A 24,731-nucleotide genomic window follows, 5' to 3' on the forward strand; every position below is an offset into this window, starting at 1 on the left:
GTTTTGAGGTGCCGGGATCCTAAGGACCGTGCCTAGGGTCGATGCCGTTGCCCAGGTATCCCCCACGAACAGGTGCATTCATGCCCTCCCACCGCACGCCCAGCAGGTCTACCCGGTGGCGGCGCACCGCCTTCGCCAGCGTCCTCGTCACCCTCATCGCAGGCAGCGCCCTCTGGGCGTTCGGGACGGCGACCGCGCACCCGGAGACGATCAGCCTTCTCCCCGACGACGCGGTCCCCGCGGTCCTGACGGACCCCGACTCCCGGCCGGTCGAGCTCGGGCTGCGGTTCCGGACCTCGGAGCCGGTCGAGGCGGTCGCGGTCCAGGTGTACCTGGGCCCGGACAACCACGGCCCGCACCTGGCGACCCTGTGGTCGGGACGGGGCCGCCCGCTCGCCCGCGTCCAGCTCGACGGCAGGGCCGGAGACGGCTTGAAGGTCGCCAAGCTCGACCGGACGGTACGTCTCGAGCCAGGCCGCTCCTACGTCGTCTCGTACACCGCGCCCGGTGGTCACTACTCGACCGACGAGCACTTCTTCGACCGCCCGATCAGTAACGGTCCGCTCTCGGCCGGCGAGAACGCGGGTGTCTACAGCTACCAGCCGGGCGAGTTCCCCCGCTCGACGTACCGGGCCACCAACTACCAGGTCGACGTCGTCGTACGACCGACCGGCTCTGGCGAGGAGCCGACGACCTCACCGACGCCGTCCGCGAGTGCGCCACCCTCCAGCGCGCCTCCGTCCGAGAGCCCCAGCCCCACGACGAGCGTCAGCCCGAGCGCGCCGGCGAGCTCCTCGACGGCTCCGTCGACGTCGCCGAGCTCCCCGAGCGGCACTCCGACGACGTCCGCCCCCGCGCCCACCTCCGCCCCTCCCGCCGGTGGCTTCCCGACCCGCGCCTCCGCCGGGCTGCCGGACGGCTGGCAGCCGAAGCGGTCGGTGACCGGGACGTACACGATCAACACACCGGGCGCCGTCGTCGAGGACCTGCGTGTCACGAACGGGACGATCGCCGTCAACGCCAGGAACGTGACCCTGCGCCGGGTGCAGGCGGTCGGCTCGGTGATCGCCAACTTCACCAGCGGCACGTGTGCGACCGGTCTCGTCATCGAGGACTCCGAGATCGTCCGTGGCACGGCCCCGACGACGGACGACGCCTGGCCCGCCGTCACCTCGGGCGGCTATACGGCCCGCAACGTACTCATCGACGGGGTCCCCGAGGGCTTCCGGGCCCAGGGGAGGACGGCGTGCGGCGGCGTCGCCATCCACGACTCCTACGTACGTGTCGTCTCCCCCGACGTCTGCACCGACTGGCACGGTGACGGCATCCAGGGGTACGGCGGCGGGGCGCTCACCGTCCGGAAGACGGTCATCGACTTCGTCGACACCAACGGCTGTGGCGGCACCGCGCCGTTCTTCTACCCCGACCAGGACAACACCTCCGTCGACATCGACGGCCTGATCGTGAGCGGCGGCGGCTACCCGTTCCGGCTTGGCACGCCGGGCACGGTGAGGAACCTGTACGTGGTCGACCGGAGCTGGGTCTTCGGACCGCTCGACGTCAGGTGCAGCCTGGTCACCCAGTGGCAGGCGTCAACCGCGACGCTGAACTCCGCCGGCCAGCCCGTCGTGGTGCGCAACCTCCCCTGCACGACCTGATCGATCCGTACGTTCCAGACGTGTGACCGCGCTCGCCAGCCCGAGCACCAGGAAGATCGTGCCCATCGTCATCGGGAAGGCGAACGCGTCGAAGAAGGCCAGTCCGGCGAAGCCGGCGGCGGCGGCGCCGATGAGCGCGACGACGAGATCGCGCGTCTTCGGGTCCTCGCAGGCGCGATAGACCCGGGCGAGCTGGATGAACGTCGCGACGACGAAGGCCACGAAGAGAAGCAGGCCGATGATCCCGATGCTCACCATCATCTGGAGGTACTGGTTGTCGAAGATGCGGTACTTCGGCAGGAACGTCCCCAGCCCGCGCCCGAAGAACGGGTTGCGGTCGACGAAGAACCAGGCCACCCCGTAGCTGTCGGTGCGCGAGGTGACGCTCGGGTCCTCCTCGGCGCCGACGAACATTCCGGTCACCGAGTTGATGATCCGGGGCGCCACCAGGAACACCAGCCCCAGCCCGCCGACCGCGAGCCCCAGCACCATCGCGCGCTGCTTGCGCGACCAGCCGATCATGCAGACCGCGACCGCGATGGCGGCGCCGAGGTAGGCCGACCGGCTCGAGGAGGCGGCGATGATCATGCAGATCAGCACCACCGGGGTCCAGCGGACGATCGGGTTGAGGTTGCGATGCTGGAAGCCGACGTGGAGCGCGATCGGCACCAGCATCCCCATCAGCGTGCCGTACTCGATCGGGCTCAGAGCGGTCCCGGCGGGACGTACGAGGCCGTTGCGCATCGCCAGCTCGACCGTCGTCATCGGGGTCAGGACGGGGACCGAGATCCGGTCGACGAAGATCTGCCGGGCGAAGAACTGGGCCAGGCCGAGGACCGCGAGGAAGCTGCCGCCCACGACCAGCCGCCACACCAGCACATGGACCCTGGCCATGCTCGGGATGGCGTCGCCGGCGAGCAGCAGCGTGCCCACCCAGGAGACCATCGCGAGGATCGCGACGTCGGCCGGGCTCACCTCGTCGCGGCTGATCGGACGCGACATCGCGATGACATAGGTGACCCCGATGCTGAACAGGAACAGCGCCAGGACCACCCGCATCGGCTGCGGGGGCCGGTCGACCGGCAGCGGGCGGCCGATGCTCAGCAGCACCCAGAGCGCGAAGCTGCCCAGGCCCATCAGCATCGAGACCGAGCCGGCGCTGCCCAGCGGCCGGAAGACCAGCCAGGACGGGATCACGAAGACGGCGAACGTGTAGAGGCTCAGCCACGTCACCGCATCGACACCACGGCGTACGGCCATCGTTCCTGCCTCAGCCGTGGAGGCGCTGGACGACGTGGTCGTCGCCGCGGTCGTCCCGGTCGTTCCGGTTGTCCTGGTCGTACCGGTCGTACTCGTCGTCCTGGTCGGGCTCGTCGTCGTAGGCGGCGTCCTGGGCGGCCAGCGACGCAGCCCGCTCCTCGCGAGCCAAGCGGCGGCGCAGCACGATCCCGTCGATCGCGTAGACCAGCACCGCGGTCATCGCGAGACCGAGCACGACGGCCATGATCCGCGCCCGCAGCGGCCCGCTGCCGTCGATGGCGGCGGTCTCGTCCAGCGCGAGCGGACGGGAGCGCAGCCGGGCGTTGCCCTTCGCGTTGACCTCGTCCTGCAGCCTGCCGAGAGTGTCGGGAATCGAGTCGGCGACGAAGTTCAACGCCTCGATGGCGCTGGCCTCACTGTCCGCGCTGACGTCGATCGCGATCACCGGACCGCGCGTCGACTCCTCCATCGAGACCGTGACCGCAGCGCCCGGGGTGACCTCCGCGATCGCCTCCTGCGCGGGCGCACTGGTGTAGTAGGCGACCACGACCCGGGCCGGCAGGTCGAGCCCACCGAGCCCCAGGAACGGGTTGCCACCCGGGCCGACCGCGTTCTTCGAGGGGAGCATCAGGACCAGGCCCCGGGCGGTGTAGCTCGGCGCCACGAAGGCCGACGCGCTCCAGCCGAGCACGCCGGTCAGCAGGATGCCGACCACCGCGAGATACCACCGTCGACGGATCGCACCGACGAACTCCGACAACACCATGCGGCCGAACGTACCCATCCAGGATCGGTGCGAGCCGACCTCGCCGACGTCCTACCCGATTTGGGCGATGACCCCGCTGACCTGGGCTGACTCGGCCTCGGCGGACCTAGCGTTCCGACCATGGCGCTGTGGGACCTGCTGCGGGCGATGGTCCGACGATGGCCGATCGTGGTGGTCGGCGCGATCCTCACCCTCGCCGCCGCGAACTACGCGAGCCAGGACCGCAGCGTGTACTGGACACGTACGGACCTGGTCTTCCTGGCTCCGAAGAACGCGCAGTATCCCAACGCGCTGCGGGCGACCTCCGAGGACCTGGTGATCACCGCCGGCGTGGTCGGCAAGCTCGTCGTCGGCACCCGGCAGATCCCGAAGTTCACCGCCACCGACGCGGGGCTGATCGGGATGGGCGTACGCGATGGCTGGACCGTCCGGCTGCCCGACACGGGCGGCCAGTGGGCGCCCAACTACACCGACCAGTGGTTGATCATCGAGGTCGTCGGCTCCGACCCGGAGACCGTGCGCACCCGCAAGGAGCAGCTGGTCGAGGAGATGACGGCCGCGCTCGACCGGGTGCAGGACGAGTACCAGGTGGCCAAGGCGTTCCGGATGACCACCAAGGAAGCGCCCGGCTCGACCGTCGTCTACCCCGTCGGCGGGAGCTCGAAGCGGGCGTTCGCCGTCTCCGGGATGCTCGGCGCCGCTGCCACCCTCTACCTGGTCGTACGCATCGACCCGATCCTGCTGCGGCGCAAGGCGCGCCGCGCCGAGACGCCGCCGGAGACCGACCTTGGCTGAGACCCGCCCCCACACCGCCCTCGCCTGGAGCATCGCCAACACGGCGGTGACCAAGCTCGGCACGATGGTCGTCGGCATCCTCGTCGCGCGGCTGCTCGGGCCGGAGAGCTACGGGACGTACGCCGTCGCCTTCCTCGCCCTGATGGCGGTGCTGAGCTTCAACGAGCTCGGCGTGAGCCTCGCGGTGGTGCGCTGGAAGGACGACCCGCGCGAGATCGCGCCGACGGTGACCACGATCTCGGTCGCGGCCAGCCTGCTCATCGCCGCGGGGATGGTGATCGGCGCCGGCCCCTATGCGCGGGCGATGGGCGAGCCTGACGCGGCGGCGCTGGTTGCTCTCTTCGCGGTCCCAGTGGTGCTCAGCGGGATCAGCGCCACGCCCGCGGCGCTGCTGCAGCGCAACCTGATGCAGGGCAAGCGGATGCTCATCGACCAGATGGCCACGCTCGTGGCGGTCCCGGTCATGCTCGGGCTCGCGCTGGCCGGCGCCGGTCCGTACTCCCTGGTCATCGGTCATCTTCTCGGCGTATCCGTCACCACGGTGATGTTCCTGCGGATGTCGCCGCTGCCGTGGCGTCTGGGGCTCTCCCGACCCCATGCGGTCACGCTGCTCCGCTTCGGCGCCCCGCTGGCGGTGACCAGCATCCTGGTCTTCGCGGTGGGGTTCGCCGACCAGATCGTCATCGGCGGCATGCTGGGTGCGACCGCACTCGGGTTCTACGTGGTCGCCTTCAACCTCTCCAGCTGGCCGGTCACGATGCTGTCGAAGCCGTTGCGGCAGGTCACGCCGGTGATCTTCGCTCGGCTGCAGCACGATCCCGTTGGTATGAGGCGGGCCTTCTCGCGGCTCTCCGCGCTGGTGCTGACCGTGACGCTGCCGGGCTGCTCGGCGCTGGCCGCGCTGGCACCGGAGGTGATCGGGCTCGTCTACGGCAACGTCTGGCAGGCGGCCGCGGCACCGCTCCTCTGGCTCGGCGCGCTCGCCGTGCTGCGGATCTCCTTCGAGCTCGCCTACGACTTCCTGGTCATCGCCGGCTCGACGCGCAGCCTGATGACGATCCAGATCGTCTGGCTGATCGCCCTGGTGCCGGCGTTGCTGGCGGGGGCGGCGTGGGACGGCGTCGGCGGGGTCGGCCTGGCCACGTTCGCGGTCGGCCTCGTCGTCATCCTGCCGCTGCATCTCTTCTACCTCGCGCGGGCCGGGGTCGGGCTCGGTGGCCTCGCCGCCGGCTCCGCCCTGCCGGCTCTCGGTGCGCTCTGCGTATGGGCCGCGGCCGTCGGGATGCGCGTCGCGCAGCCGTCGGTCTGGGTGACCTGCGCGGTCACCGGCCTGGTGCTCGCCGCCGTGTGGGCGGTGCTGTTGCGACGCCGACGCGAGGACGTCCGCTGGTTCCGCTCAGGAGCCGGCTCCCCCACCCCCAGTGAGCCCCCCACGACACTGAACGAGGACGTCCATGTCTGACCGTCTCGACGACAACCACGACACCCTGGAGGAGATGTACGCCGCCGCGGCAGCAGCCGCGCGACGACGTCCGCAGCGCGCGGCCGCCCTGGCCCAGGCCGCGGCCGAGTTCGCCTGGGGCAACCACACCGGCTGGTTCGCGTACGAGCCCCTCGAGCTGCTTCTCACCGAGCTGGGCCGCTCGCTCCCGTCCGTGGCCGTGCCGACCCGGCCGCGGCGCACGCTGCACGTGGTCACGCAGATGTACCAGAGCGGCGGGCACACCCAGATCATCGCCGGCTGGACCGACCAGCTCGCCGACCGGTCCCACGAGATCGTCGCCACCCGGCAGATGACCTCGCCGGTGCCGGCCAAGATCGCCTCCCGGCTCGGGGACCGGGTCGGCCTGACCATGCTCGACACCACACCTGGGAGCCTGCTCCACCGTGCCGCCCGGCTGCGTGCGCTCGCCTCGACCGCCGACCTGGTGGTCTCGCACTGCCACCCCTTCGACGTGGTCCCCGCGCTCGCCTTCGCCGACCGACGCGACCTGCCGCCCGTCGTCTACATCGACAACACCGACCACGTCTTCTGGGTCGGGGTGCGGGCCTATGACCGGGTCGTCCACCTGCGGCGCAGCGGCCAGGACCTCGCCCAGCACCGTCGCGGCCTGCCGATGGAGCGGTCGATCGTACGCAACCGGCCGCTGTCCGTCCGCGGCCGGACCAAGCGTCGCGAGACCGCGAAGCCGCAGTGGAACGTGCGCGCCTCGGACGTGCTGGTCGTCACCGCGGCCGACTCGAGCAAGTTCCAGGGCGGCGACACCTACCTGGCGGCCGTCGAGGCAGCCGTGGCCGCCGAACCCCGCCTGCAGTGGCGGGTCGCCGGCCCCAACCCGGAGTCGGAGCCGTGGGCCGGGCTGGCGCGGCGTACGTCCGGCCGGATCCAGGCCGTCGGCATGCTCCCCGACGTCGCCCCGCTCCACCATGCCGCCGACGTCTACCTCGACTCGTTCCCGTTCGCCGGGCTCACCTCGCTGCTCGAGTCCGGCGGCCTCGGCAACCCCGTCGTCACCTTCCGCGGGCACCGGCCAGAGTGTGCGGTCTGGGGCTCGGACTCTCCCGGGATCGACCACCTGATGCTGCGCCCGAAGAGCGCCGACCAGCTGCGCGACACCCTCCTCGACCTGGTCCGCCGCCCGCGTGAACGGGTCTCGCGCGGCACCGCGACCGCCCAGGCGATTCTCGAGTGTCACACCGGCCCTGGCTGGGTCGCGGACGCCGAGTCGCTCTACCTGACACCTCAGCGCCTCGGCGACGACCTGCTCGCCCCCGTCCGCGGCCGCGGCCACCTCGACCTGCTCACCGTCTCCGTCCAGGCGACCAACCCGTTCAGCCGTACCGGCGCCGACATCACCGCCGGCCTCCTCGGCGCGATGCCCCTCACCGACCGAATCTCAATGTGGCGCCAGACCCGCCGCGGCGGCGCCGGCCGCGTCCGCGACCTCGCCCCCGAGTGGGCCGCCGCTGCGGTTCGGGCGCGGTTGCGCCGCCGGCCTGCAGGGATACCCGGTTAACAGGGTATTCCTGCACTTCTCTGGCAATGCAACACCGGAGAAGTGCAGGGATTGCCTGAGCGCTGTGACACGTGTGACTGCGGACGCTGCCCCGCCGTTCAGTTCGGCGGCGGAGACCTCAGGCGCTCCTCCGCACCTGGGCGGTCATGGCGGACTCTAGGAAGGCGCGGATCCGAGCCGCCAGGCGCACGGGATCCTGCAGGTCGGCCCACGAGATCCGCATGCAGCGCCACCCTGTCGCCTCGGCGATCCGCTCTTGGCGGCGCTTCTCCCGGAGAACCACGTCAGTCGCTGTCTCCCCGATCCGATAAGGCCGCTCGTACTTGACCTTGCCGTCGATCTCGAACCAAACGCCGAACTCCGGAAGCGCGAAGTCGAGTCGCCGAGTCTTCCCCTCGGAGTCCGTCACCTCGTACTGCGGGATCGGCATCGGCAGGCTCTGCAGCCACGCGACTCCGACGAACAATGACTCGGCGAGCGACTCGATGCGTGGGTCCGCAAGTCGCAGTACGACCTGTGTTGACAGCGAGTTCGGCCAATGGTCCATCGAGAGCTCATAGCGTGCCTTGACGCGCTCGAGGGTCGTGATCTTCCGATGCAGGAGATCGTTGACGACGCCGAGAGCCGCGATCATGGGAGCCACGGTGGTCACCTCCACGGCCGTTCGCTCCGGCGAGGTCAGCAGAAGGCCGTTCTCCGTCACGACATCCGCTTCGAGCAGCTTCCCGCTGTGTTGACGTACGCCGGCTTCGCGCCGGCCGGTGCGATGGTCCGAACGACTCAGATGCACCTCTTCGAGATCCAGACCCCACAGCGGTCCATCACGGAAAGGAACGGCCGAGACGTGTGACAGGACCACATCGGTCTTCGACTGCCGGTACGCCGCACGGCAGCGGACCGCGTACCGATCCTGCTCCGAAAGCCCCTCCCAGAGACTCCCATCCACGTAGGCGCCGCGCCGCGGCCTCGCGAGCGCACCCGTACGTAATGCCTGCGCCAGAGATCTGTCGCTGTGCCCGTTGTCGAGCAGCTCCTTGCGAAGGGCGATCGGAGTGAGCCGAGAATCGTCGAATGAGAGTGTCATGCTCTGCATCCTGCCGACGGCCACCGACATTTTCAGTCGCCCATGTTTCCGCCCATTGCCCTGCGCACGGCTGAAGTGGGCGGACTTCTCTGGCATTTCCTGCACTTCTCTGGCATTGCATTGCCTGAGAAGTGCAGGGATACCCGGTTAACCGGGTATCCCTGCACCCCTCACCCCACGAAGAACGGCCGGTTGCGCGGCCGGCTCCACAGCGGCGCGAGAGCAGCCGGGTCGGCGCCGAGGAGGAGCCAGAGGCCGGTGTCGCGGGCGAGGCCGACGAGGTAGGGGCCGGTCGCGGTGGCGGCGAGGGGGGCGATCTCCTCGGGCCGCAGGCCGGAGACGAGGAGCAGCTCGGAGGGGGCGGTCGCGGCGACGGCGGCGACGACGCCGGGCCAGCGGAGGGTGGCGGCGGAGAAGGCGATGCCGTTGCGTTCGAGGCCGTCGGCCTCGCCGACGGTGCCGTCGCGGGTGGGGTCGACGACGCGGATCGAGGAGCTGCCGGCGAGCCGGGCGACGTCGTCGACGAGCAGCCGGATGTCGGCGAGCACCACCTGACGCCCACGCGCGTGGCCCCGATCCTGCGGGACCCCGCGCAGCGAGCGCCTCACCCGGCGGGCCCGGACGGACTCGCCCCAGAACGTTCGGGCGCCCCGGGCGCGCCGGACGGTCCAGGAGGTGGTCCCGGCGCCGTGTTCACCGGCCACGATCCCGCAGGTGGTGCGGATGGGCACGAGGCCGGCGTAGGTGCGGCCGACGCTGCGATGCGCGACGTCGAGGCGGGCGAGGTTGGTGGTCATGCTGTTGTGGGTCAGCGGGATGTCGACGGCGGCGGCGCGGCGTCCGGAGGCGCGCATGCGGAGGCAGTACTCCACGGCGTACGCGTGCCAGGCCAGGTCGGGCGACTCCGAGAGCGGCTCGCGCAGCACCTGTGAGCGGGTGACCATGAAGAGCACCTCGTCGAGGGAGTCGACGTCGACCGGGACCGAGGTGGAGCGGCCAAGTGGGACGACCCGGTCGCGCACCGCGCCGACGACCTCGCCGCGGTGGTCGACCCCGACCGCCCCCAGCACCCCGAGCGAGGGGTCGGCGAGGAGGGTCGCGGCGGCGGCCTCGAGCGCGGGCAGCGAGTGCAGGTAGACGTCCTGGTGGACGAAGACGACGACCTCGTTGCGTGCCATCCGGGCACCGTGGTTCAGCGCCGCGCCGGCGCTCGCGAACGCACCCGAGACGTTGTCGACGGGGATCACCTCGGTCTGCCGCGATGCTCCCGGAGCGGCCTTGATCGAGGCCGCCAGGCACGACTCCAGCACCGCCGGGTCGTTGTAGACACAGACGATCGAGACCGGTGTACGCACCTCACCCATGCCTCACCGCCGCGATGAGCACGTCGGCGACGTACTCCTGCTGCTCCGGGCTCAGGTGCGGGAACATCGGCAGCGACAGGATCTCGCCCGCCGCCCGCTCCGCGACCGGGAAGGAGCCCTCGCCGAACCCCAGCGAGGCGTACGCCGCAGTCAGATGCACCGGGAACGGGTAGTGGATCCCGGTGCCGATCCCGGCCTCCAGCAGCGCAGCCAGCACCCGGTCACGGTCACCGACCCGGACGACATAGAGATGCCAGACGTCGAGGTTGCCCGGCGCCGACTCGGGCACCCGTAGCCCAGGAACGCCCGAGAGAAGACGGTGGTAGCGGTCGGCGGCCTGCCGGCGCAGCTCGTTCCACTTCTCCAGACGGGCCAGCTTCGCGGCGAGCACGACGGCCTGGATCGTGTCGAGGCGGGAGTTCATCCCGACGACCTCGTGGACGTACTTGGTCTCCGAGCCATGGGCCGCGAGCAGCCGGACCATCCGCGCGATCTCCGGGTCGGAGGTCGTCACCGCACCGGCGTCGCCGGCGGCGCCGAGGTTCTTGCCGGGGTAGAAGCTGGTCGCCGCGACGGTGGCGAGCGAGCCGCTCGCTCGACCGTTCCGGCGGGCGCCCTGCGCCTGCGCGGCATCCTCGATCACCGGGATCCCGGCGGCCTCCGCGAGCGGCAACAGCTGCTCCACGAACGCGGTCTGCCCGAACAGATGCACCGGCACGATCGCCTGCGTACGCGACGTGAGCGCCCGCTCCACCGCGACGGGGTCGATCAACAGGTGCGACTCGTCGACGTCGACGGGCACCGGTACGGCCCCGATCCGGCTGGCCGCCTCGGCGGTCGCGATGAAGGTGTTGGCGGGCACGATCACCTCGCCACCGGGCCGCACCCCGACGGCTCGCATCGCGAGCTCGAGCGCGTCGGTCCCGTTGCCGACGCCGACGCAATGGCCGGCTCTTACGTAGGCCGCGTACTCCTTCTCGAAGGCGGTCACCTCCGGTCCTCCCACGAATGCAGTTCGCGAGAAGACGTGGTCCAGCCCGAGGCGTACCTCGTCCTCGATCTCCGACTGCTGCGACCCGAGGTCGACGAACGGCACCTTCACCAGATCAGCTCCTGACGTGAATTGAGACGGCGGGCGGGCACTCCGGCCCAGGTCTCCCCGGCGGGCAGGTCGTGGAGCAGGACCGCTCCCATGCCGAGGACGGAGTCGGCTCCGATGGTGGTGCGCTGACGCACCGAGGAGCTCATCCCGAGGTAGGCGGCCTCACCGATCACGACCTCGCCGCCGAGGGTCACCCCGGCGCAGATGGTCGCGTAGTCGCCGACGATGTCGTCGTGGGTGAGGACCGCATTGGGCATCGCGACGACATGGCGCCCGACGCGTACGCCGGCGGTCAGCACGACCCCGGCGAGCAGCACGGTCCCGGCACCGACCTCGCAGCCGGCCGGCACCGACGCGGTGGGATGGACGATGGTCGCGTAGCGCTCCGGCGCCACCCCGTAGCCGATCAGACGGTTGTAGAGGCGTCGGCGCGTCGACCCGGCCCCGGCGCAGATGACCAGGTCGTCACCGCAGTCGGTGGCGACCTCGATCGGTCCGATGACCTTGACCCCGCCGGTTCCGTCGACCGAGCCGATCATCTGACCCCAGCGCTCGCGGTCGTCGTCGACGGCGACGATCTCGTCGTACTCCGCCGCCGCCGCGACCTCCCCGGCGAGCCCGCTGGCCGCGACGAGAACCAGCGTGGTCATCGACGCCCTCCCCCCTGCCGGAGTACGTCGATGACCCGCGCCTGCTCCGAGTCCGAGATCTGGTGGAAGAGCGGCAGGATGAGCGTGTTGTCGGTGAGGTGCTCGGTGGCCGGGAGGCTGAGGGACGACGAGGCGTACGCAGGCTGCCGGTGCGACGCCATGATCCCGCGTCGCGCCGAGATCCCGGCCTCGGCCAGGGCGCTCAGCAGCCCCTCCCGGTCCAGCCCGTAGGGGTACCCCACCTCGATCCAGAACGACTGGAAGTTGCTGGTGCCCCAGGCCGGGTCGGCGACGGCGCGCAGCCCGCCGATCTCGGCGACCGACTTCGCGTAGACCGCGGCCAGCTCGCGGCGCCGGGCGACGACCTCGGGCAGCCGGTCGAGCTGCACCAGGCCGACAGCGGCCTGCAGGTCCGTCATCCGGAAGTTGAAGCCGACCTCGTCGTAGGACTCCGGCGGCGAGACCAGGCTGGCGTGCCGGTCGGCGGCGGAGACGCTCATCGCGTGCTCGCGCAGCCTGCGCGCCCGCTCGGCCAAGTCGGCGCGCGAGGTGGTGAGCATCCCGCCCTCGCCGGTGGTGAGGATCTTGCGCGGGTGGAAGGACCAGGCAGCGATCTCCGCTCCCGCGCCCACGGGACGACCTCGGTAGGTCGACCCGGCACCGCAGGCGGCGTCCTCGACGACCATGATGTCGAGCGGGTCGCAGACCTCCCGGATCGCGTCCAGGTCGACCGGCACCCCGCCCTGGTCGACCACGATCACGGCGGTGGTCCGCGGCGTGAGGGCCTCCCGGACCGTCTCGGCGGTGAGGTTCCCGGTGACCGGCGAGACGTCCGCGAAGACCGGGCGGGCACCGACGTAGACCGCCGCGTTGGCGGTCGCGATGAACGAGAAGGACGGGACGACGACGTCATCACCGGGGCTCACCCCCGCCACGACCAGCGCCAGATGGAGCGCCGTGGTGCAGCTCGAGGTGGCGACCGCGTGAGCAGCCTGCTGCGAGGAGGCGAAGCGGCGCTCGAACTCGGCCACGCGCGGCCCCTGGGCGACCCAGCCGGAGCGGAGCACCTCGGCGACCGCCTCGACCTCCTCCTCGCCCAGCCAGGGCTGCATGACGTTGATCCGGTTCATGACACGCCACCCTGGAGAGCCCGCCCGGCGGCGATCTCGGAGCGCAGCGGCGCCCACCACTCGACGAGCTGGCGCAGCCCCTCTTCGAGCCCGATCGTCGGGGACCAGCCCAGGTCCTCGCGGGCCGCGGAGATGGAGGCGAGCCGTCGGGTGACGCCGTTGACCGCTCGCTCCGGACCGTGCTCGACGCCGAGCGGCGAGTCCATCGCCCGCAACAGCGCCTCGGCCAGCTCCAGCAGCGAGGTCTCGGTGCCGGAGGCGATGTTGTAGACGCCCTCCTTCACGTCCGAGGCCGCCGCCAGGATGTTGGCGCGGGCGATGTCGGGGACGCAGACGAAGTCCATCGTCTGGCGCCCGTCGCCGAAGATCAGCGGCGGCTTGCCGTCGGCGATCCGTTCCATCCACCGCACCAGCACCTCGGTGTAGGCGCCGTGGACGTCCATCCGGGGTCCGTAGACGTTGAAGTAGCGCAGCCCGACGTAGTCGAGCCCGTGCATCGCCCGGAAGGACCGCACCAGCCCCTCGTTGTAGGACTTCGCGGCCCCGTAGAGGGTGTCGTTGTTGTTGTGGTGGTGCCCCTCCGGCGTCGGGAACTCCTCGGCGAGCCCGAAGACCGAGGCCGAGGAGGCGTAGATCAGCTTGTCCACCCGTGCCTGCACGGCGGCCTCGACCACGTTGAAGGTGCCGTCGACGAGCACCTCGTTGGCCAGCCGAGGCTCCTCGGCGCACAGCGTGATCCGGATGGCGGCCTGGTGGAAGACGAGGTCCTTGCCGGCGGTGAGGTCGCCGACCAGGTCCCGGTCACGGATGTCGCCCTCCACTAGCCGTACCCGACCGGTGGCGAGGGCGTCGTCGAGGTTGGCCTTGCGGCCCCGGATCAGGCTGTCGAGCACGTCGACGTGCGCGACCCCGGCGTCGAGGAGCTGGTCCACGATGGTGGAGGCGATCGTGCCCGCACCTCCGGTGACCAGGACGTTCGCACCGTTCAGTTTCGTGAGGTCGGGAGAGGTCATCGGATCAGCTCCAGGGTCGGGGTCTCGGCGGCCACCTCGACGAGGGCGCCACGGGCTCGGAGGCTGGTCTGGGCCGCCTCCAGGACGGAGAGGACACGGAGCCCGGCGGCCCCGTCGGTACGCGGCGTACGGCCCTGCCGGATCGCCTCGGCGAACTCGCCGACCATCCGGGAGAGCGCCTCGTACTCGGGCAGCGCGGGCGCCCAGGTGTCGCCCAGCCGGTAGGAGATCGTCGCGGCGGCGCGGTCGGCGATGTCCACGCTCTGCTGGACCAGGTCGACGCCGCGGTCGAAGACGCTGAGCCGCTGTTGCGGGTTGAGGTCGTCCCAGACCAACGTACGCCGGCTCCCGCCGATCACCATCTGCCTGATCTTGGTGGGGCTGAGCCAGTTGACGTGGACGTGGGCCATCGCCCCGCCCTCCAGCGGCAGCGTCAGGTAGCCGACGCAGGACTTGCCCGCCCGGAGCGGGTCCGCGCCGTGCGCGGCGACCCCGGTGGGGCGCAGCCCGCCGGGCAGGATGAAGTCGAGGATGGAGAGGTCGTGCGGAGCCAGGTCCCAGAAGACGTCGACGTCGGGCTGCACCAGCCCGAGGTTGATCCGTACCGAGTCGACGAACAGGATCTCGCCGAGCGACCCGTCCTCGATCAGCTCGCGGATCTTCTGCACGACCGGCGTGTAGCAGTAGGTGTGGTCGGCCATCAGCACGAGATCGTTGGCGCGCGCGGCCTCGACCATGCTCCGCCCGGACTCCACGTCGTCGGCCAGCGGCTTCTCGACGAGCACGTGCTTCCCGGCCCGCAGCGCCCGCTCGACCAGCTGCCGATGCGTGCCCGCGGGCGTCGCGATCGCGATCGCGTCCACGTCCTCGCGCGCGAGGACCTCGTCGAGGTCGGTCGTGGCCAGCACATCCGTGCCGCCGCCGATCACCTCCTGGGCCCGCGCGAGGTCCAGGTCGACCACCGCGACCAGCGTCCAGTCTCGTGCGTTCCGGAAGTTGCGGACCAGGTTGGGCCCCCAGTAACCGGCCCCGACCACTGCCACGCCGAGCGGATCCACATCAGTCATGTCGCCCATGAAATCGGCGCGGGCGAGGCTCCGAAGAGCCTCGCCCCACCTATCCCTTCAATTAGGGACCGTTCAGCCGGCCTACGGCGACGCCGGACGGAACCTCACGTCCACGAAGTAGTTCGTGGAGTTCCAGGATCGGTTCGGGAGCCCCCCTCCGGACCCGTACCGATACCTGCCGTTGGCTCCGCCCGGGGCAGTCAGCGGGCCGACCGTCCGAGACTGGGTGAGGGCGGCGGGCGTCGAGGCGTAACGCCCGTTGGGCGCGTAGTAGGACACGACGTACGTCGCCCCCGGCGTGAGCGCGACCGGTGTCGGCAACGTGGCCGTCTGCCAGCCGGTCGCGGTCTCGTTGGTGAAGGTCACCTGGGCGATCCGGGTGCCTGCCGAGTTCCACAGCGAGCCGGTGTGGGTGCCGGTGTTGCCGGTGCCCTTGTAGAACCGGATCGCGGTCACCGAGCCGGCCACCGACGTCCTGAAGGCCGTGCCGAGCTCGATCGGCATGATGTCGAGTGTCGAGGTGTTCTGCGGAGTCACTCCGGTGAACAGCGACACCTCGGTCACCGCGGCTGGGACAGTCGTGAACGACCACGTCTGCGTGGGCAGGTTCGCCCCGTCGGTCGAGACCACGCCCGAGACCGTCACCGACACCGTCGCCCCGGACGGCAGCGCCGCCGACGGGGTGAAGCGCAGCGTACGTCCGTCGCTGCTCAGCGCCGCCGAACCCGCCACCGCGGAGCCGTTGGCCGTGACCGACATGTTCCAGCCGGTCGCGATCCCTGCCGAGAACGTGATCGACGGGTTCACTGAGGTCGCCACCTCGGTCGTGCCCGGGTCCGGATCCTGCTCGGTGACCGAGATGGTCGGGCCCGCCCGCTCGAAGACGACGTCGGCGAAGTAGTTCGTCGACCCGAACGAGTACTGCGGGAACCCGCCCGCGGCACCGTAGAGATAGCGACCGTTGTTGCCCGCCGGAGCGGTCAGGTCACCCGAGGAGTAGGCGGTCGCGAAGAACTGCGACGTGGTCGCATAGTGCCCCTGCGGAGCCAGGTAGGAGACAAGGTACGACACCCCTGCCTGCACCTCGACCGGACTGGACAAGGTGGCCTGCTGCCAGCCGGAGGCGGTCTCCCCGGTGAAGGTCACCTGGGCGAGCCGCTGACCGGCCATGTTCCACAGCGACCCGACGTGCGTGCCGCCGTTGCCGGCTCCCTTGTAGAACCGGATCGCCGTCACCCGCCCGTCTCGGGTGGGACTGAACACCGTCCCGACCTCGACCGGAGAGCTGTCGTCCTGGGCCTCGACCGCGGGCACCACGTCACCGAAGAGCGTCTGGCTCGATGGTGTCTCCGCGGATCTGGTCCGGAACGTCCAGGTCTGCGTGGGCAGACTCGCCCCCTCGGTCGAGGTGACCCCGCTGATCGTGACCGTCACGTCCGCGGATGCGGGCAGCGAGGAGGTCGGGTCGAAGGTGAGCGTCGTCCCGGAGTTGCTCAGCGTGGTCGTCCCCGGGATGGACTGGCCACCTGAGGTCGCCGACATCGTGTAGCCGGGGCTGATCGCCGAGGAGAACGACGCCACCACGTTGCTCGAGCGCGGCACCTCGACCGCCCCGGGAACCGGGCTGCGCGAGGTCATCGTCAGCGTCGGCGCACCCTTCTCGAAGACGACGTCGACCATGTAGCTCGAGGGCGAGGTCGCCGCCGGGAAGCCGGTGCCATAGGCGTACGCCCCTGCCGTCGAGGTCACCCGCAACGGCGGCTTCGACAGGTCGGCCGACGCGAAGGCGTTCGGGGTGGCCGAGTAGTAGCCGTTGGTGCGGTAGGAGGCGATGTAGTCGGTGTTCGCCTGGATCTGCACCGGCTCGGCGAACGTCAGCGTCTGCCAGCCACTGGTCGTCTCGCCGGTGAAGGTGCCCTGGGCGAGCACCGCCCCGTTGGCCGACCACAGGGTGCCGGTGTGCGGGGCGGCGTTGTTGACGCCCTTGTAGAACTTGACCCCGGTGACGGTGCCGGCCACGTCGGCGCGGAACCTGACGCCCAGCGTCAGCTGCGCGTTCTCCGGGTCCTGGAGGACCGTCGGTGTGGCGTCCTCGTCATAGATCGAGCACGGGCAGACTCCTGCCGTGGCCGGCGGTTTGGCCGTACGGAACGACCACGTCTTCCCGGTCGAGACCGCCGTCCCACCGCTGTCCTGCCCCGAGAGCGTGGCGGTGTAGGTGACGAACCCGGCGAGGTTGGCCGACGGGGTGAAGGTCACCGTCCTGGTCGTCGAGTCATAGGCCGTCGACCCGGCCACCACGTTGCCGAGGGAGTCGGTCAAGCGCAGCCCGACCGACGAGGCGACGACCGGCTTGGTGAACCGGGCGCTCACCGTCGTGTTGCGCGGGACCGAGGAGGAGTCGGCCAGCGGCCACTGGTTGGTGGCGGTCAGCGGCGAGTTGTCCGTGGTCGTGAACAGCACGTCCACGAAGTAGTTGGGGTTCTGGTAAGAGCTCGCCGGGAACTGCCCGGCATTCGCGTAGACCCCCGCCGGAGCGGCGCCGTAGCCACCCTCGACCTCGAACGGGTACGCCTCGAACCCCTGCGCCGCGAACGCCCAGGGCGCCACCGCGTAGTGCCCGGCCGGAGCCGTGTAGGAGACGGTGTACCTCGCCCCCGCGGCGACCGCGACCGGCTGGCTGAACGTCGCCGACTGCCAGCCACCACTCGACTCGTTGGTGAAGGTGACCTGGGCCAGCCGCTCGCCGCTGCTGCTCCACAGGGAGCCCACATGGGTGCCGGTGTTGCCGGCGCCCTTGAAGAAGCGGACCCCCGCGACGTACCCGTCGGCCTGAGGGGTGAAGCGCAGGCCGAGCTCGGCGGCGCCGCCGTCGTTGGCCGACGGTGTCGCCGGGCTGGTGACGGCGTTCCAGGTCGTCGGCACCTCCCGCTGCCCGAGGATGCTGCACGGGCACGTCACGTTGAAGCTCCGGTTGACGGCGGTGCCGATGTTGGCGCTGTCGTCGACCGCGCGGACCCGCACCGGGGTGCTGCCGACCCCGGGCTGGACGTACGTCACCGACCAGGCGGTCGTCCCCGTGGCCGGGTGCCACGAGGTCCCGTCGTCGAGGGAGTACTCGACCCCGGCGACCACGCCGCCGCCCGTGTCGGTCGCGGTGCCGGTGAGCGTCACCTTGGTGCCGTTGGGCTGTGTCGAGCCGGCAGCCGGCGACGTGATGGCGACCGACGGACCGGTCGTGTCGGTGGTCTTGGTCGCCGCGACCAGGCCGCTCATCAGCGTCGTCGGCTGGGCGTCCATGTCGGCCAGCAGGTTCACCTGCGCCTGCTGCATCCGGCGGTCGGCGGTCTCGTCGTGGTACGGGTTGTCGTGCTCGGAGTCGAGGCCCCAGGTCCACTGCACCGATCCCGCGCCGAAGACGAGCGCGCCGCTGGCGGCACGGTAGAGCGTGAGTGCGTGGGTCGTGGTGCCGTCGCCCGTGGTCCGGCCGAAGTCGGTCATGTACTGGTTGTCGATGAACCCGGTGGTCTCCGACATCCTGATCAGGCCGGGTGGTCGGAACCCGTTGTCCTGGTCCTCGTCGGACTCATAGCCGACCGTGTGTGGCGCCAGCTCGGTCTGGTCGGCGGTCATCGAGGACAGCCCGGTGTTGCGCCACAGCCGCAGCCCGCCCTGGGACTTCTTCACCGTCACCGGCAGGTCGGTCAGGTTGGACATGAAGATGGTGCCGGTCAGGGAGTTCTCCGGCTTCCCGCCGCCCAGGCTCTTGGGGGTGTAGCGCGGGTCGCGCCAGGTGCCGGTCGACTCCGGCGCCGGGTCGAGCTTGGCCTGCGCCCAGGACTCCTTATAGGTGACCAGGGTCCGGTAGGGCGTGTTGGTGCCGTCCTTCGAGGCCTCGTAGCGGGTCCGCCAGTAGACCTCGTTGCCGCTGAGGAACTGCAGGTTCACGCCCGCGTCCCGGGCGGCCTCGACGTTGGCCCGCTGCTGCCCGCTCCAGTATTCGTCGTGCCCGACGCTGAGGAAGGTCTCGTGGTTGGTGAGCAGCCCGCCGTGACGGTCGGTGTCGATGCCCGAGATGTAGCTGACGTCGTAGCCGTTGCGCTCGAGGAACCGCACCAGCGGGTACTCGTTGGCGAAGAAGAAGTCGTGGGACGTCCCGCCGGAGCGGGTCGAGAACGGTCGGTTGTAGCTGAGCTTGTAGGCCCGGCCGTTCCCGCCGCCGGTGTAGAAGCTGGACCCGCCGTAGTTGTTGTAGGCCTGCCAGGTGGTGTCCGAGGTCTGGAAGACCACGTCGGAGTGACTGTCGTCGTCGCGGACGATGAAGGTGATGTGGCTCGACTCGTTGGTGTCGGCGCGATCCAGCTTGGCGACATAGACGCCCGAGACCGCGGTCGCCGGCACGTTCCAGGAGGCCGAGACCGCCCAGTTGCCGCAGTCGGTGATCTCGGTGGCGGTGTCGCGATAGCAGTTCGGCTGGTTCTGCGGCAGGCTCGCCGACGGGGTCACCGAGGTGATCCGCCGGGCACCGTCACCGCCGTAGTAGCCCATCCGATAGATCGTGACCGTGTACGCCGAGGCATCGGTGTCGACCTTGAAGTCGATCCGGTTGCCCACATCGACACTGATGTCGGTCGCGAACCCTTGGATCGAGCTGTCACCGGCGCCGGTGATGCCCCATTCGCTCGAGGGACTTCCTGGTTTGCTGTTCTCGCAGGCGATCGCATTGCCCTCAGGGCCACACGGGTCAGCACTGGCGCTCGTGGCGGTGACGAGCGAGATGACAGGGGTGACAAGAACAACTCCGAGCAACGCGGCCAGTCCCGTTCGCAGCTTCACAGTCGTGCTCCTTCTCGGATCAGGCTCGCGAGCTCTCGTCGCGTAACCAGGTGGTGTAGTCGCCGGTCCGGACCGCTCTGCGGGAGAGCAGCCGGGCGACGAGGGTGACTGTCATGAAGACCGGAACCCGAAGTCCGATCGCAGGCTGACGCAGCCCGAGCTTGAGGAGATCCGAGAACGAGGTGGATCCGTGCCGCGCCCCATGGGCGTCGGCCTGAGCGTTGCCGGTCGCGACGCGGATCCTGCGTCTGACCAGGTCTTTCACCGTACGCGGCGGCCGCACGACCACGGTCGCGTCGGTGACCACACGGCGCTCGGCGGGCGTGAACAGCTCCGAGGCGACCAGGTCGTCGTTCATCAGGCTCGCCCCCGGACCGGTGGTGCCGGCGACCCGGGCCTGGCCCTCGGCGGTGAGGCAGAAGGCCCCGCGACCGAACAGGCCGCTGCGTACGGCGGGGAGCGCCTGCCACACCCGGTAGTAGGCACGGACCGGCCAGGAGGAGCGCTCGGTCGGGATGCTCCGCCCGGGTGCGACGGCCAGCACCCCGTCCTCGTCGAGCGCGTCGACCAGCCGGAGCAGGTCGGTGCCGGTGAGGCGTACGTCGGCATCGAGGTGAAGCCGCGGATAGGTCGTGGCCGAGGCGTTGCCGACCTCGACCGCGCGCGCCTTCGAGGCCTCGGCGATCTCCAGGACGCGTACGCCCGGGACCTTCCGGGCCACCGCGGCGGTGTCGTCGGTGCAGCCGTTGCACACGACCACCACCTCGACGGTCCCCTCGGGGATGCCGTCGAGCAGGGCCATCAGATTCTCCGACAGCCCCTTGGCCTCGTTGTGCGCCGGCACCACGACGCTCGCGATCATGACGGTCGCACCCCGCCGGGAACGACGAAGTTGATCATGTTGCTGTTGTCGTAGTCCTTGGCGATGACCCGGCCGGGGTTGCCGCAGACGAGGCTGTGGGGTGGGACGTCCTTCGAGAGCACCGTCCCGGCTGAGATCGTGCAGCCGTCGCCGACCGTGATCGCGCCGGTGATCACCGCGCCGGGACCGATCCAGACGTCGTCGCCGATCGTGGGCAGGCCCTGGTCGCCGTCGGCGATGCGCTGGCCGATGGTGACGTTCTGGTGGAGGACGCAGTTGCTGCCGACCACGGCCGGGCCGACGATGATCCCCGAGCGGTGCATGAGCAGCAGCCCGGGTCCGATGTCGGCGCGCCGGAAGATGTCGGCGTGGTGGACGCGGATGTTGCGCCGGTTCCAGAACCAGTAGACCCCCAGCGCGAGCACGCCGAGCAGGCGGTTGCGGGTGCGCAGCCGGGTCGCCCAGCGTCCGAAGCGGTAGCAGGCGACGCAGTGCAGCTCGTAGTCGAAGAGCCAGAACCGCAGCCTGGACAGCCAAGACGTACGCGGACCGTCGAGGACGATCGCGTACATCTTGGCCAGGTCGACCTCGAAGTCGCCTGTCACCCGGGCACCGTCAACTAGCAAGGCGCTCTCGTTCCTGGGCCGCTGTCTTCCGGCCGACGTACGCCACCAGGTTGGCGACGCCGTCGAGGTTCTCGGGCACGGTCTCGGCCTCGTCCACGGAGATCTCGAACTCCGCCTCGAGGAACTCGATGAGCTCCAGGATCCCGGTCGAATCGATCACGCCCGACTCGACCAGCGACTCCGACGGCCCGGGCAACCGGGTCTCATCACCCAGCAGCAGGCTGTCCAGGATGAAGCCTTCGATCGTGCGCTGTACGTCCGCCATCACATCTCCCTGTTTGTGAACGGTCTACGAATGCCCCTCCGTTCTGTCAGCCGAAGCGGGTCGGGAGCAGAAATCGGGCCCGGAGATGCCGACATTGGGTGATAAACGGGGTGATCCCGATGCCCTGGCATACCTGCGCGAGCAAACCTTCGGGCACCGTCCGGGATCGATCGAGGAGCGCCATGTGCGGGATCTGTGGGGTGCTGAGCAGCACCGAGGCGCCTGACCCTGCCCTCGTGCGGGACATGCTGGGCGCTCTCGCCCACCGTGGCCCCGACGGCAGCGGCTACTACCGCGACGAGCGGGTCGCGCTCGGCCACACCCGGCTGGCGATCGTGGACACGGTCGGTGGCACCCAGCCGATGACCGGCAGGTCCTGCCGAGCCTCCGGTGAGAGCGAGCAGGTCTGGGTCACCTTCAACGGCGAGATCTTCAACCACGTCGAGCTCGCCGCCCAGCTACGGGCCCGCGGCCACGTCTTCGACACCCGCTCGGACACCGAGGTCATCGTGCACGCCTGGGAGGAGTGGGGGCCGGGCTGCTTCGATCGGTTCAACGGCCAGTGGGCGCTGGCGATCTGGGACCGCCGGACGGGAACGCTCGTCCTCTCCCGGGACCGCTTCGGCGTCCGCCCGCTCTTCTACACGCGCGCCGCCGGCCAGCTGCTCTTCGCCTCCGAGGTCAAGGCCCTGTACGCCTCCCCCGACGTCCCGCGCGAGCTGGACCCGGCCGGGCTGGACCAGGTGCTGACGCTGTGGTCCGCGGTCGCCCCGCGCACCGTCTTCCGGGACATCGTGCAGGTGCCGCCGGGCTCGTACCTGACCTTCAGGGACGGCGTCGAGGTCGAGCGCCGCTACTGGGCGCCCTCGTTCCCACCGGCGGGAGCCGAGGAGCTCACCGATCTGGAGGCCAACGCCGAGGCGCTGCGTACGACGCTGATGGCCGCCACCCGGCTGCGGTTCGAGCGCAGCGACGTGCCGGTGGCCGCGTACCTCTCCGGCGGGATCGACTCGGCGGTCACGGCCGGGGCGATCGCCGCCGGCAGGATCGACCACAGCACCAGCGCGCCGCTGCACACGTTCTCGCTTCGGTTCGCCGAGGCCGAGTTCGACGAGGGCGGCTTCCAGGCGCTGATGGCCGAGCGGCTCGGCACCGTCCACCACGACGTCGTGGTCAGCGAGCGCGACATCGCCGACGTCTTTCCCCAGGTCGTACGCCACGCCGAGTCGCCGCTGCTGCGGACCGCCCCGGCGCCGATGTTCCTGCTGTCTCGGCTCGTCCGGGAGGCCGGCTTCAAGGTGGTCGTCACCGGCGAGGGCGCCGACGAGGTGCTCGGTGGCTACGACATCTTCCGCGAGGCCAAGATCCGGGACCTATGGCTACGGGACCCGGCGGCCGCCGAGGCGGCGGTCGAGCAGCTCTACCCGTGGATGCACCGCTCCCCCAACCAGGCGCCGGCGTTCGCCCGCAGCTTCTTCTCGCGCAACCTCTCGGCCGATGACCTGGCGATGTCGCACCGGCCGCGGTGGGACTCCACGGCGGTGCTGGCCTCGATGCTGCGGCCCGAGATCCGGTCGGTCGGTGGCAGCGCGGCCGGCGTGGTCGACGCGATGCCCGCCGCGGCCGCCTCATGGGACCCGGTCGCGCGCGCCCAGTGGCTGGAGATGACGACCCTGCTGCCCGGCTACATCCTGGCCTCCCAGGGCGACCGCATGCTGATGGGCAACTCGGTCGAGGGCCGGTTCCCGTTCCTCGACCCGCACGTCGCCGAGCTCGCCGGTCGGGTCCCGGCCGAGCACAAGATCCACGGCATGGACGAGAAGCACCTGCTCAAGCGTGCCTTCGCCGACCTGGTGCCCGAGCAGATCCTGCGCCGCCCCAAGCAGCCCTACCGGGCGCCCGACGCAGCCGCGTTCTTCGCCGGCGGCACCCCGGACTGGGTCTTCGACGTCACCTCCGGCTCCGCGCTGGAGGCCGCCGGGGTCTTCCGGCCGGAGCTCGTCCAGCGGCTGCTGGAGAAGGCCCGGCGGACGGACGGCCGGGGCCTGGGCAACACCGACAACATGCGCCTGGTCGCCGTCCTGTCCACCCAGCTGCTGCACAGCGAGCTGCTCACCGCACCGACCTCATCGGCCGCACCGCCGGCCCCGCTCACCGTCTTCGACACCACTCTCGGGACCACCAGCCTCGAGCCCACCGGAAGGACCTCAGCATGACCACGACCAGCTCAAGAACGACAGCCGCAGCGTACGGACTGGAGACGCTCAGCTTCGACGAGGAGGCGGAGGCGAACCGGATCGGCGAGACGATCCGCCGCTATCTGGTGGCCAACAAGCGCAAGGGCATCGTGCTCGGCGTCTCCGGCGGGATCGACTCCAGCGTGGTCGCCGCGCTGGCGGTCAAGGCGCTGGGCCCGGATCGGGTCTTCGCGCTGCACATGCCCGAGCAGGAGTCCTCCGACGACACGATCGGGTTCAGCACGAAGCTGACCGATGCGCTGGGGATCGACTCGGTCCTCGAGGACATCTCCCCGGTCCTGGTCGGCCTCGGCGCCTACCAGCGGCGCGACGACGCGATCCGTCGGGTCGTGCCGGCGTACGGACCCGGGTGGAAGTCGAAGATCGTGCTGCCCAGCGTGGTCGACTCCGACGCGTTCCGGCTCTTCTCGGTCGTCGTCGAGGACCCGTCCGGCGCGCAGAGCACGCACCGTCTGACCACCGAGGCCTACCTGGAGATCGTGGCCGCGACGAACTTCAAGCAGCGTGCCCGCAAGGCCCTGGAGTACTTCCACGCCGACCGGCTCAACTACGCCGTCGCCGGCACCCCGAACCGGCTCGAGTACGACCAGGGCTTCTTCGTGAAGCTCGGCGACGGTGCCGCCGACGTGAAGCCGATCGCACATCTCTACAAGTCGCAGGTCTACGCGATGGCCGCGCACCTCGGCGTACCCGAGGAGATCCAGGCCCGCCCCTCGACCACCGACACCTACTCGTTGGAGCAGTCGCAGGAGGAGTTCTACTTCTCGCTGCCCTACCAGCGGATGGACCTGTGCCTCTACGGGCTCAACCACGACGTCCCGACCGCCGAGGTCGCCGAGGCCACCGGCCTCACCGTCGAGCAGGTCGAGCGCGTCTACCGCGACATCGAGCAGAAGCGGCGTACCACCGCCTACTTCCACGCGGCGCCTGTGCTCGTCGAGGAGGTTCCATTGAATATCAAGACTTCTTGATATAACG

At 70.4% G+C, this 24,731-nt stretch carries 19 protein-coding genes; 6 read left to right on the top strand and 13 right to left on the bottom strand.

Annotated elements, in window-relative coordinates; genetic code table 11:
* Positions 1–80: 80 nt before the first annotated feature.
* Complete coding sequence (locus tag ACW14X_RS08735; protein WP_457165336.1) at positions 81–1,658, top strand: DUF4082 domain-containing protein; 1,578 nt, start codon at positions 81–83, stop codon at positions 1,656–1,658.
* Here ACW14X_RS08735 and ACW14X_RS08740 read toward each other — a convergent pair.
* Positions 1,593–2,918 (bottom strand): O-antigen ligase family protein, encoded by a 1,326-nt coding sequence (locus ACW14X_RS08740; RefSeq protein WP_457165337.1) that lies wholly within the window; start codon positions 2,916–2,918, stop codon positions 1,593–1,595. The two genes, ACW14X_RS08735 and ACW14X_RS08740, sit on opposite strands and share 66 nt — an antisense overlap.
* Positions 2,919–2,928: 10 nt before the next feature.
* Entirely contained in the window at positions 2,929–3,684 is a 756-nt protein-coding gene (locus ACW14X_RS08745) for a hypothetical protein (RefSeq protein ID WP_160025064.1), read from the bottom strand.
* Between the two features lie 120 nt (positions 3,685–3,804).
* On the opposite strand from ACW14X_RS08745, the gene ACW14X_RS08750 reads away from it, so the two are divergent.
* Genes ACW14X_RS08750 through ACW14X_RS08760 form a run of 3 tightly spaced genes read left to right on the top strand, consistent with a single transcriptional unit; the run spans position 3,805 to position 7,496 of the window.
* Positions 3,805–4,479 carry a hypothetical protein gene (locus ACW14X_RS08750; protein WP_160025065.1) on the top strand — a complete coding sequence of 225 codons (675 nt, stop codon included), beginning with the start codon at positions 3,805–3,807 and terminating at the stop codon, positions 4,477–4,479.
* On the top strand, positions 4,472–5,941 hold the full coding sequence (locus tag ACW14X_RS08755; RefSeq protein WP_457165338.1) for an oligosaccharide flippase family protein: 1,470 nt from the start codon (positions 4,472–4,474) through the stop codon (positions 5,939–5,941). Before ACW14X_RS08750 ends, ACW14X_RS08755 begins: the two co-directional genes overlap by 8 nt.
* The gene (locus tag ACW14X_RS08760; RefSeq protein ID WP_457165339.1) at positions 5,934–7,496 is read left to right on the top strand and encodes a hypothetical protein; all 1,563 of its coding nucleotides are present in this window, start codon (positions 5,934–5,936) and stop codon (positions 7,494–7,496) included. The genes ACW14X_RS08755 and ACW14X_RS08760 overlap by 8 nt, the downstream gene beginning before the upstream one ends.
* Positions 7,497–7,614: 118 nt before the next feature.
* On the opposite strand, the gene ACW14X_RS08765 is transcribed toward ACW14X_RS08760, so the two are convergent.
* The 11 genes from ACW14X_RS08765 to ACW14X_RS08815 all read right to left on the bottom strand — a co-directional run bounded on the left by ACW14X_RS08765 (position 7,615) and on the right by ACW14X_RS08815 (position 21,495).
* Positions 7,615–8,676: a hypothetical protein gene (locus ACW14X_RS08765; protein ID WP_457165340.1), complete on the bottom strand. Its 1,062-nt coding sequence runs from the start codon at positions 8,674–8,676 to the stop codon at positions 7,615–7,617.
* A 74-nt stretch (positions 8,677–8,750) separates the two neighbouring features.
* On the bottom strand, positions 8,751–9,944 hold the full coding sequence (locus ACW14X_RS08770) for a glycosyltransferase (RefSeq protein WP_457165341.1): 1,194 nt from the start codon (positions 9,942–9,944) through the stop codon (positions 8,751–8,753).
* Positions 9,937–11,046 carry a DegT/DnrJ/EryC1/StrS family aminotransferase gene (locus ACW14X_RS08775; protein WP_457165342.1) on the bottom strand — a complete coding sequence of 370 codons (1,110 nt, stop codon included), beginning with the start codon at positions 11,044–11,046 and terminating at the stop codon, positions 9,937–9,939. The genes ACW14X_RS08770 and ACW14X_RS08775 overlap by 8 nt, the downstream gene beginning before the upstream one ends.
* The gene (locus ACW14X_RS08780) at positions 11,043–11,696 is read right to left on the bottom strand and encodes an acetyltransferase (RefSeq protein ID WP_457165343.1); all 654 of its coding nucleotides are present in this window, start codon (positions 11,694–11,696) and stop codon (positions 11,043–11,045) included. Before ACW14X_RS08780 ends, ACW14X_RS08775 begins: the two co-directional genes overlap by 4 nt.
* Positions 11,693–12,826, bottom strand: coding sequence for a DegT/DnrJ/EryC1/StrS family aminotransferase (locus tag ACW14X_RS08785; RefSeq protein ID WP_457165344.1), 1,134 nt, complete (start codon positions 12,824–12,826; stop codon positions 11,693–11,695). Before ACW14X_RS08785 ends, ACW14X_RS08780 begins: the two co-directional genes overlap by 4 nt.
* Positions 12,823–13,839, bottom strand: a complete 1,017-nt coding sequence (locus ACW14X_RS08790; RefSeq protein ID WP_457165345.1) for an NAD-dependent epimerase/dehydratase family protein — start codon at positions 13,837–13,839, stop codon at positions 12,823–12,825. The genes ACW14X_RS08785 and ACW14X_RS08790 overlap by 4 nt, the downstream gene beginning before the upstream one ends.
* On the bottom strand, positions 13,836–14,906 hold the full coding sequence (locus ACW14X_RS08795) for a Gfo/Idh/MocA family protein (RefSeq protein ID WP_457165346.1): 1,071 nt from the start codon (positions 14,904–14,906) through the stop codon (positions 13,836–13,838). The genes ACW14X_RS08790 and ACW14X_RS08795 overlap by 4 nt, the downstream gene beginning before the upstream one ends.
* An 81-nt stretch (positions 14,907–14,987) precedes the next feature.
* Positions 14,988–19,742: a DUF4082 domain-containing protein gene (locus ACW14X_RS08800; protein ID WP_457165347.1), complete on the bottom strand. Its 4,755-nt coding sequence runs from the start codon at positions 19,740–19,742 to the stop codon at positions 14,988–14,990.
* A 19-nt stretch (positions 19,743–19,761) separates the two neighbouring features.
* A complete protein-coding gene (locus ACW14X_RS08805) occupies positions 19,762–20,604 on the bottom strand; it encodes a glycosyltransferase (RefSeq protein ID WP_457165348.1) in 843 nt (280 codons plus the stop codon).
* On the bottom strand, positions 20,601–21,209 hold the full coding sequence (locus tag ACW14X_RS08810) for a serine O-acetyltransferase (RefSeq protein ID WP_400460913.1): 609 nt from the start codon (positions 21,207–21,209) through the stop codon (positions 20,601–20,603). The genes ACW14X_RS08805 and ACW14X_RS08810 overlap by 4 nt, the downstream gene beginning before the upstream one ends.
* Positions 21,210–21,219: 10 nt before the next feature.
* A complete protein-coding gene (locus tag ACW14X_RS08815; RefSeq protein WP_160025076.1) occupies positions 21,220–21,495 on the bottom strand; it encodes an acyl carrier protein in 276 nt (91 codons plus the stop codon).
* A gap of 182 nt (positions 21,496–21,677) precedes the next feature.
* Here ACW14X_RS08815 and asnB point away from each other — a divergent pair, with 182 nt between their 5' ends.
* Entirely contained in the window at positions 21,678–23,711 is a 2,034-nt protein-coding gene (gene asnB / locus ACW14X_RS08820) for an asparagine synthase (glutamine-hydrolyzing) (RefSeq protein WP_457165349.1), read from the top strand.
* Positions 23,708–24,724 (top strand): NAD(+) synthase, encoded by a 1,017-nt coding sequence (nadE, locus tag ACW14X_RS08825; protein ID WP_457165350.1) that lies wholly within the window; start codon positions 23,708–23,710, stop codon positions 24,722–24,724. The genes asnB and nadE overlap by 4 nt, the downstream gene beginning before the upstream one ends.
* Positions 24,725–24,731: the final 7 nt, after the last annotated feature.

The sequence above is a fragment of the Nocardioides sp. YJ-D4 genome (assembly GCF_054031495.1).

Coding starts and splice junctions, on each gene's coding strand:
- ACW14X_RS08735 (WP_457165336.1), top strand. CDS start 81: ATGCCCTCCCACCGCACGCCCAGCAGGTCTACCCGGTGGCGGCGCACC.
- ACW14X_RS08740 (WP_457165337.1), bottom strand. CDS start 2,918: ATGGCCGTACGCCGTGGTGTCGATGCGGTGACGTGGCTGAGCCTCTAC.
- ACW14X_RS08745 (WP_160025064.1), bottom strand. CDS start 3,684: ATGGTGTTGTCGGAGTTCGTCGGTGCGATCCGTCGACGGTGGTATCTC.
- ACW14X_RS08750 (WP_160025065.1), top strand. CDS start 3,805: ATGGCGCTGTGGGACCTGCTGCGGGCGATGGTCCGACGATGGCCGATC.
- ACW14X_RS08760 (WP_457165339.1), top strand. CDS start 5,934: ATGTCTGACCGTCTCGACGACAACCACGACACCCTGGAGGAGATGTAC.
- ACW14X_RS08765 (WP_457165340.1), bottom strand. CDS start 8,676: ATGCCAGAGAAGTCCGCCCACTTCAGCCGTGCGCAGGGCAATGGGCGG.
- ACW14X_RS08770 (WP_457165341.1), bottom strand. CDS start 9,944: ATGGGTGAGGTGCGTACACCGGTCTCGATCGTCTGTGTCTACAACGAC.
- ACW14X_RS08780 (WP_457165343.1), bottom strand. CDS start 11,696: ATGACCACGCTGGTTCTCGTCGCGGCCAGCGGGCTCGCCGGGGAGGTC.
- ACW14X_RS08785 (WP_457165344.1), bottom strand. CDS start 12,826: ATGAACCGGATCAACGTCATGCAGCCCTGGCTGGGCGAGGAGGAGGTC.
- ACW14X_RS08790 (WP_457165345.1), bottom strand. CDS start 13,839: ATGACCTCTCCCGACCTCACGAAACTGAACGGTGCGAACGTCCTGGTC.
- ACW14X_RS08795 (WP_457165346.1), bottom strand. CDS start 14,906: ATGACTGATGTGGATCCGCTCGGCGTGGCAGTGGTCGGGGCCGGTTAC.
- ACW14X_RS08805 (WP_457165348.1), bottom strand. CDS start 20,604: ATGATCGCGAGCGTCGTGGTGCCGGCGCACAACGAGGCCAAGGGGCTG.
- ACW14X_RS08815 (WP_160025076.1), bottom strand. CDS start 21,495: ATGGCGGACGTACAGCGCACGATCGAAGGCTTCATCCTGGACAGCCTG.
- asnB (WP_457165349.1), top strand. CDS start 21,678: ATGTGCGGGATCTGTGGGGTGCTGAGCAGCACCGAGGCGCCTGACCCT.
- nadE (WP_457165350.1), top strand. CDS start 23,708: ATGACCACGACCAGCTCAAGAACGACAGCCGCAGCGTACGGACTGGAG.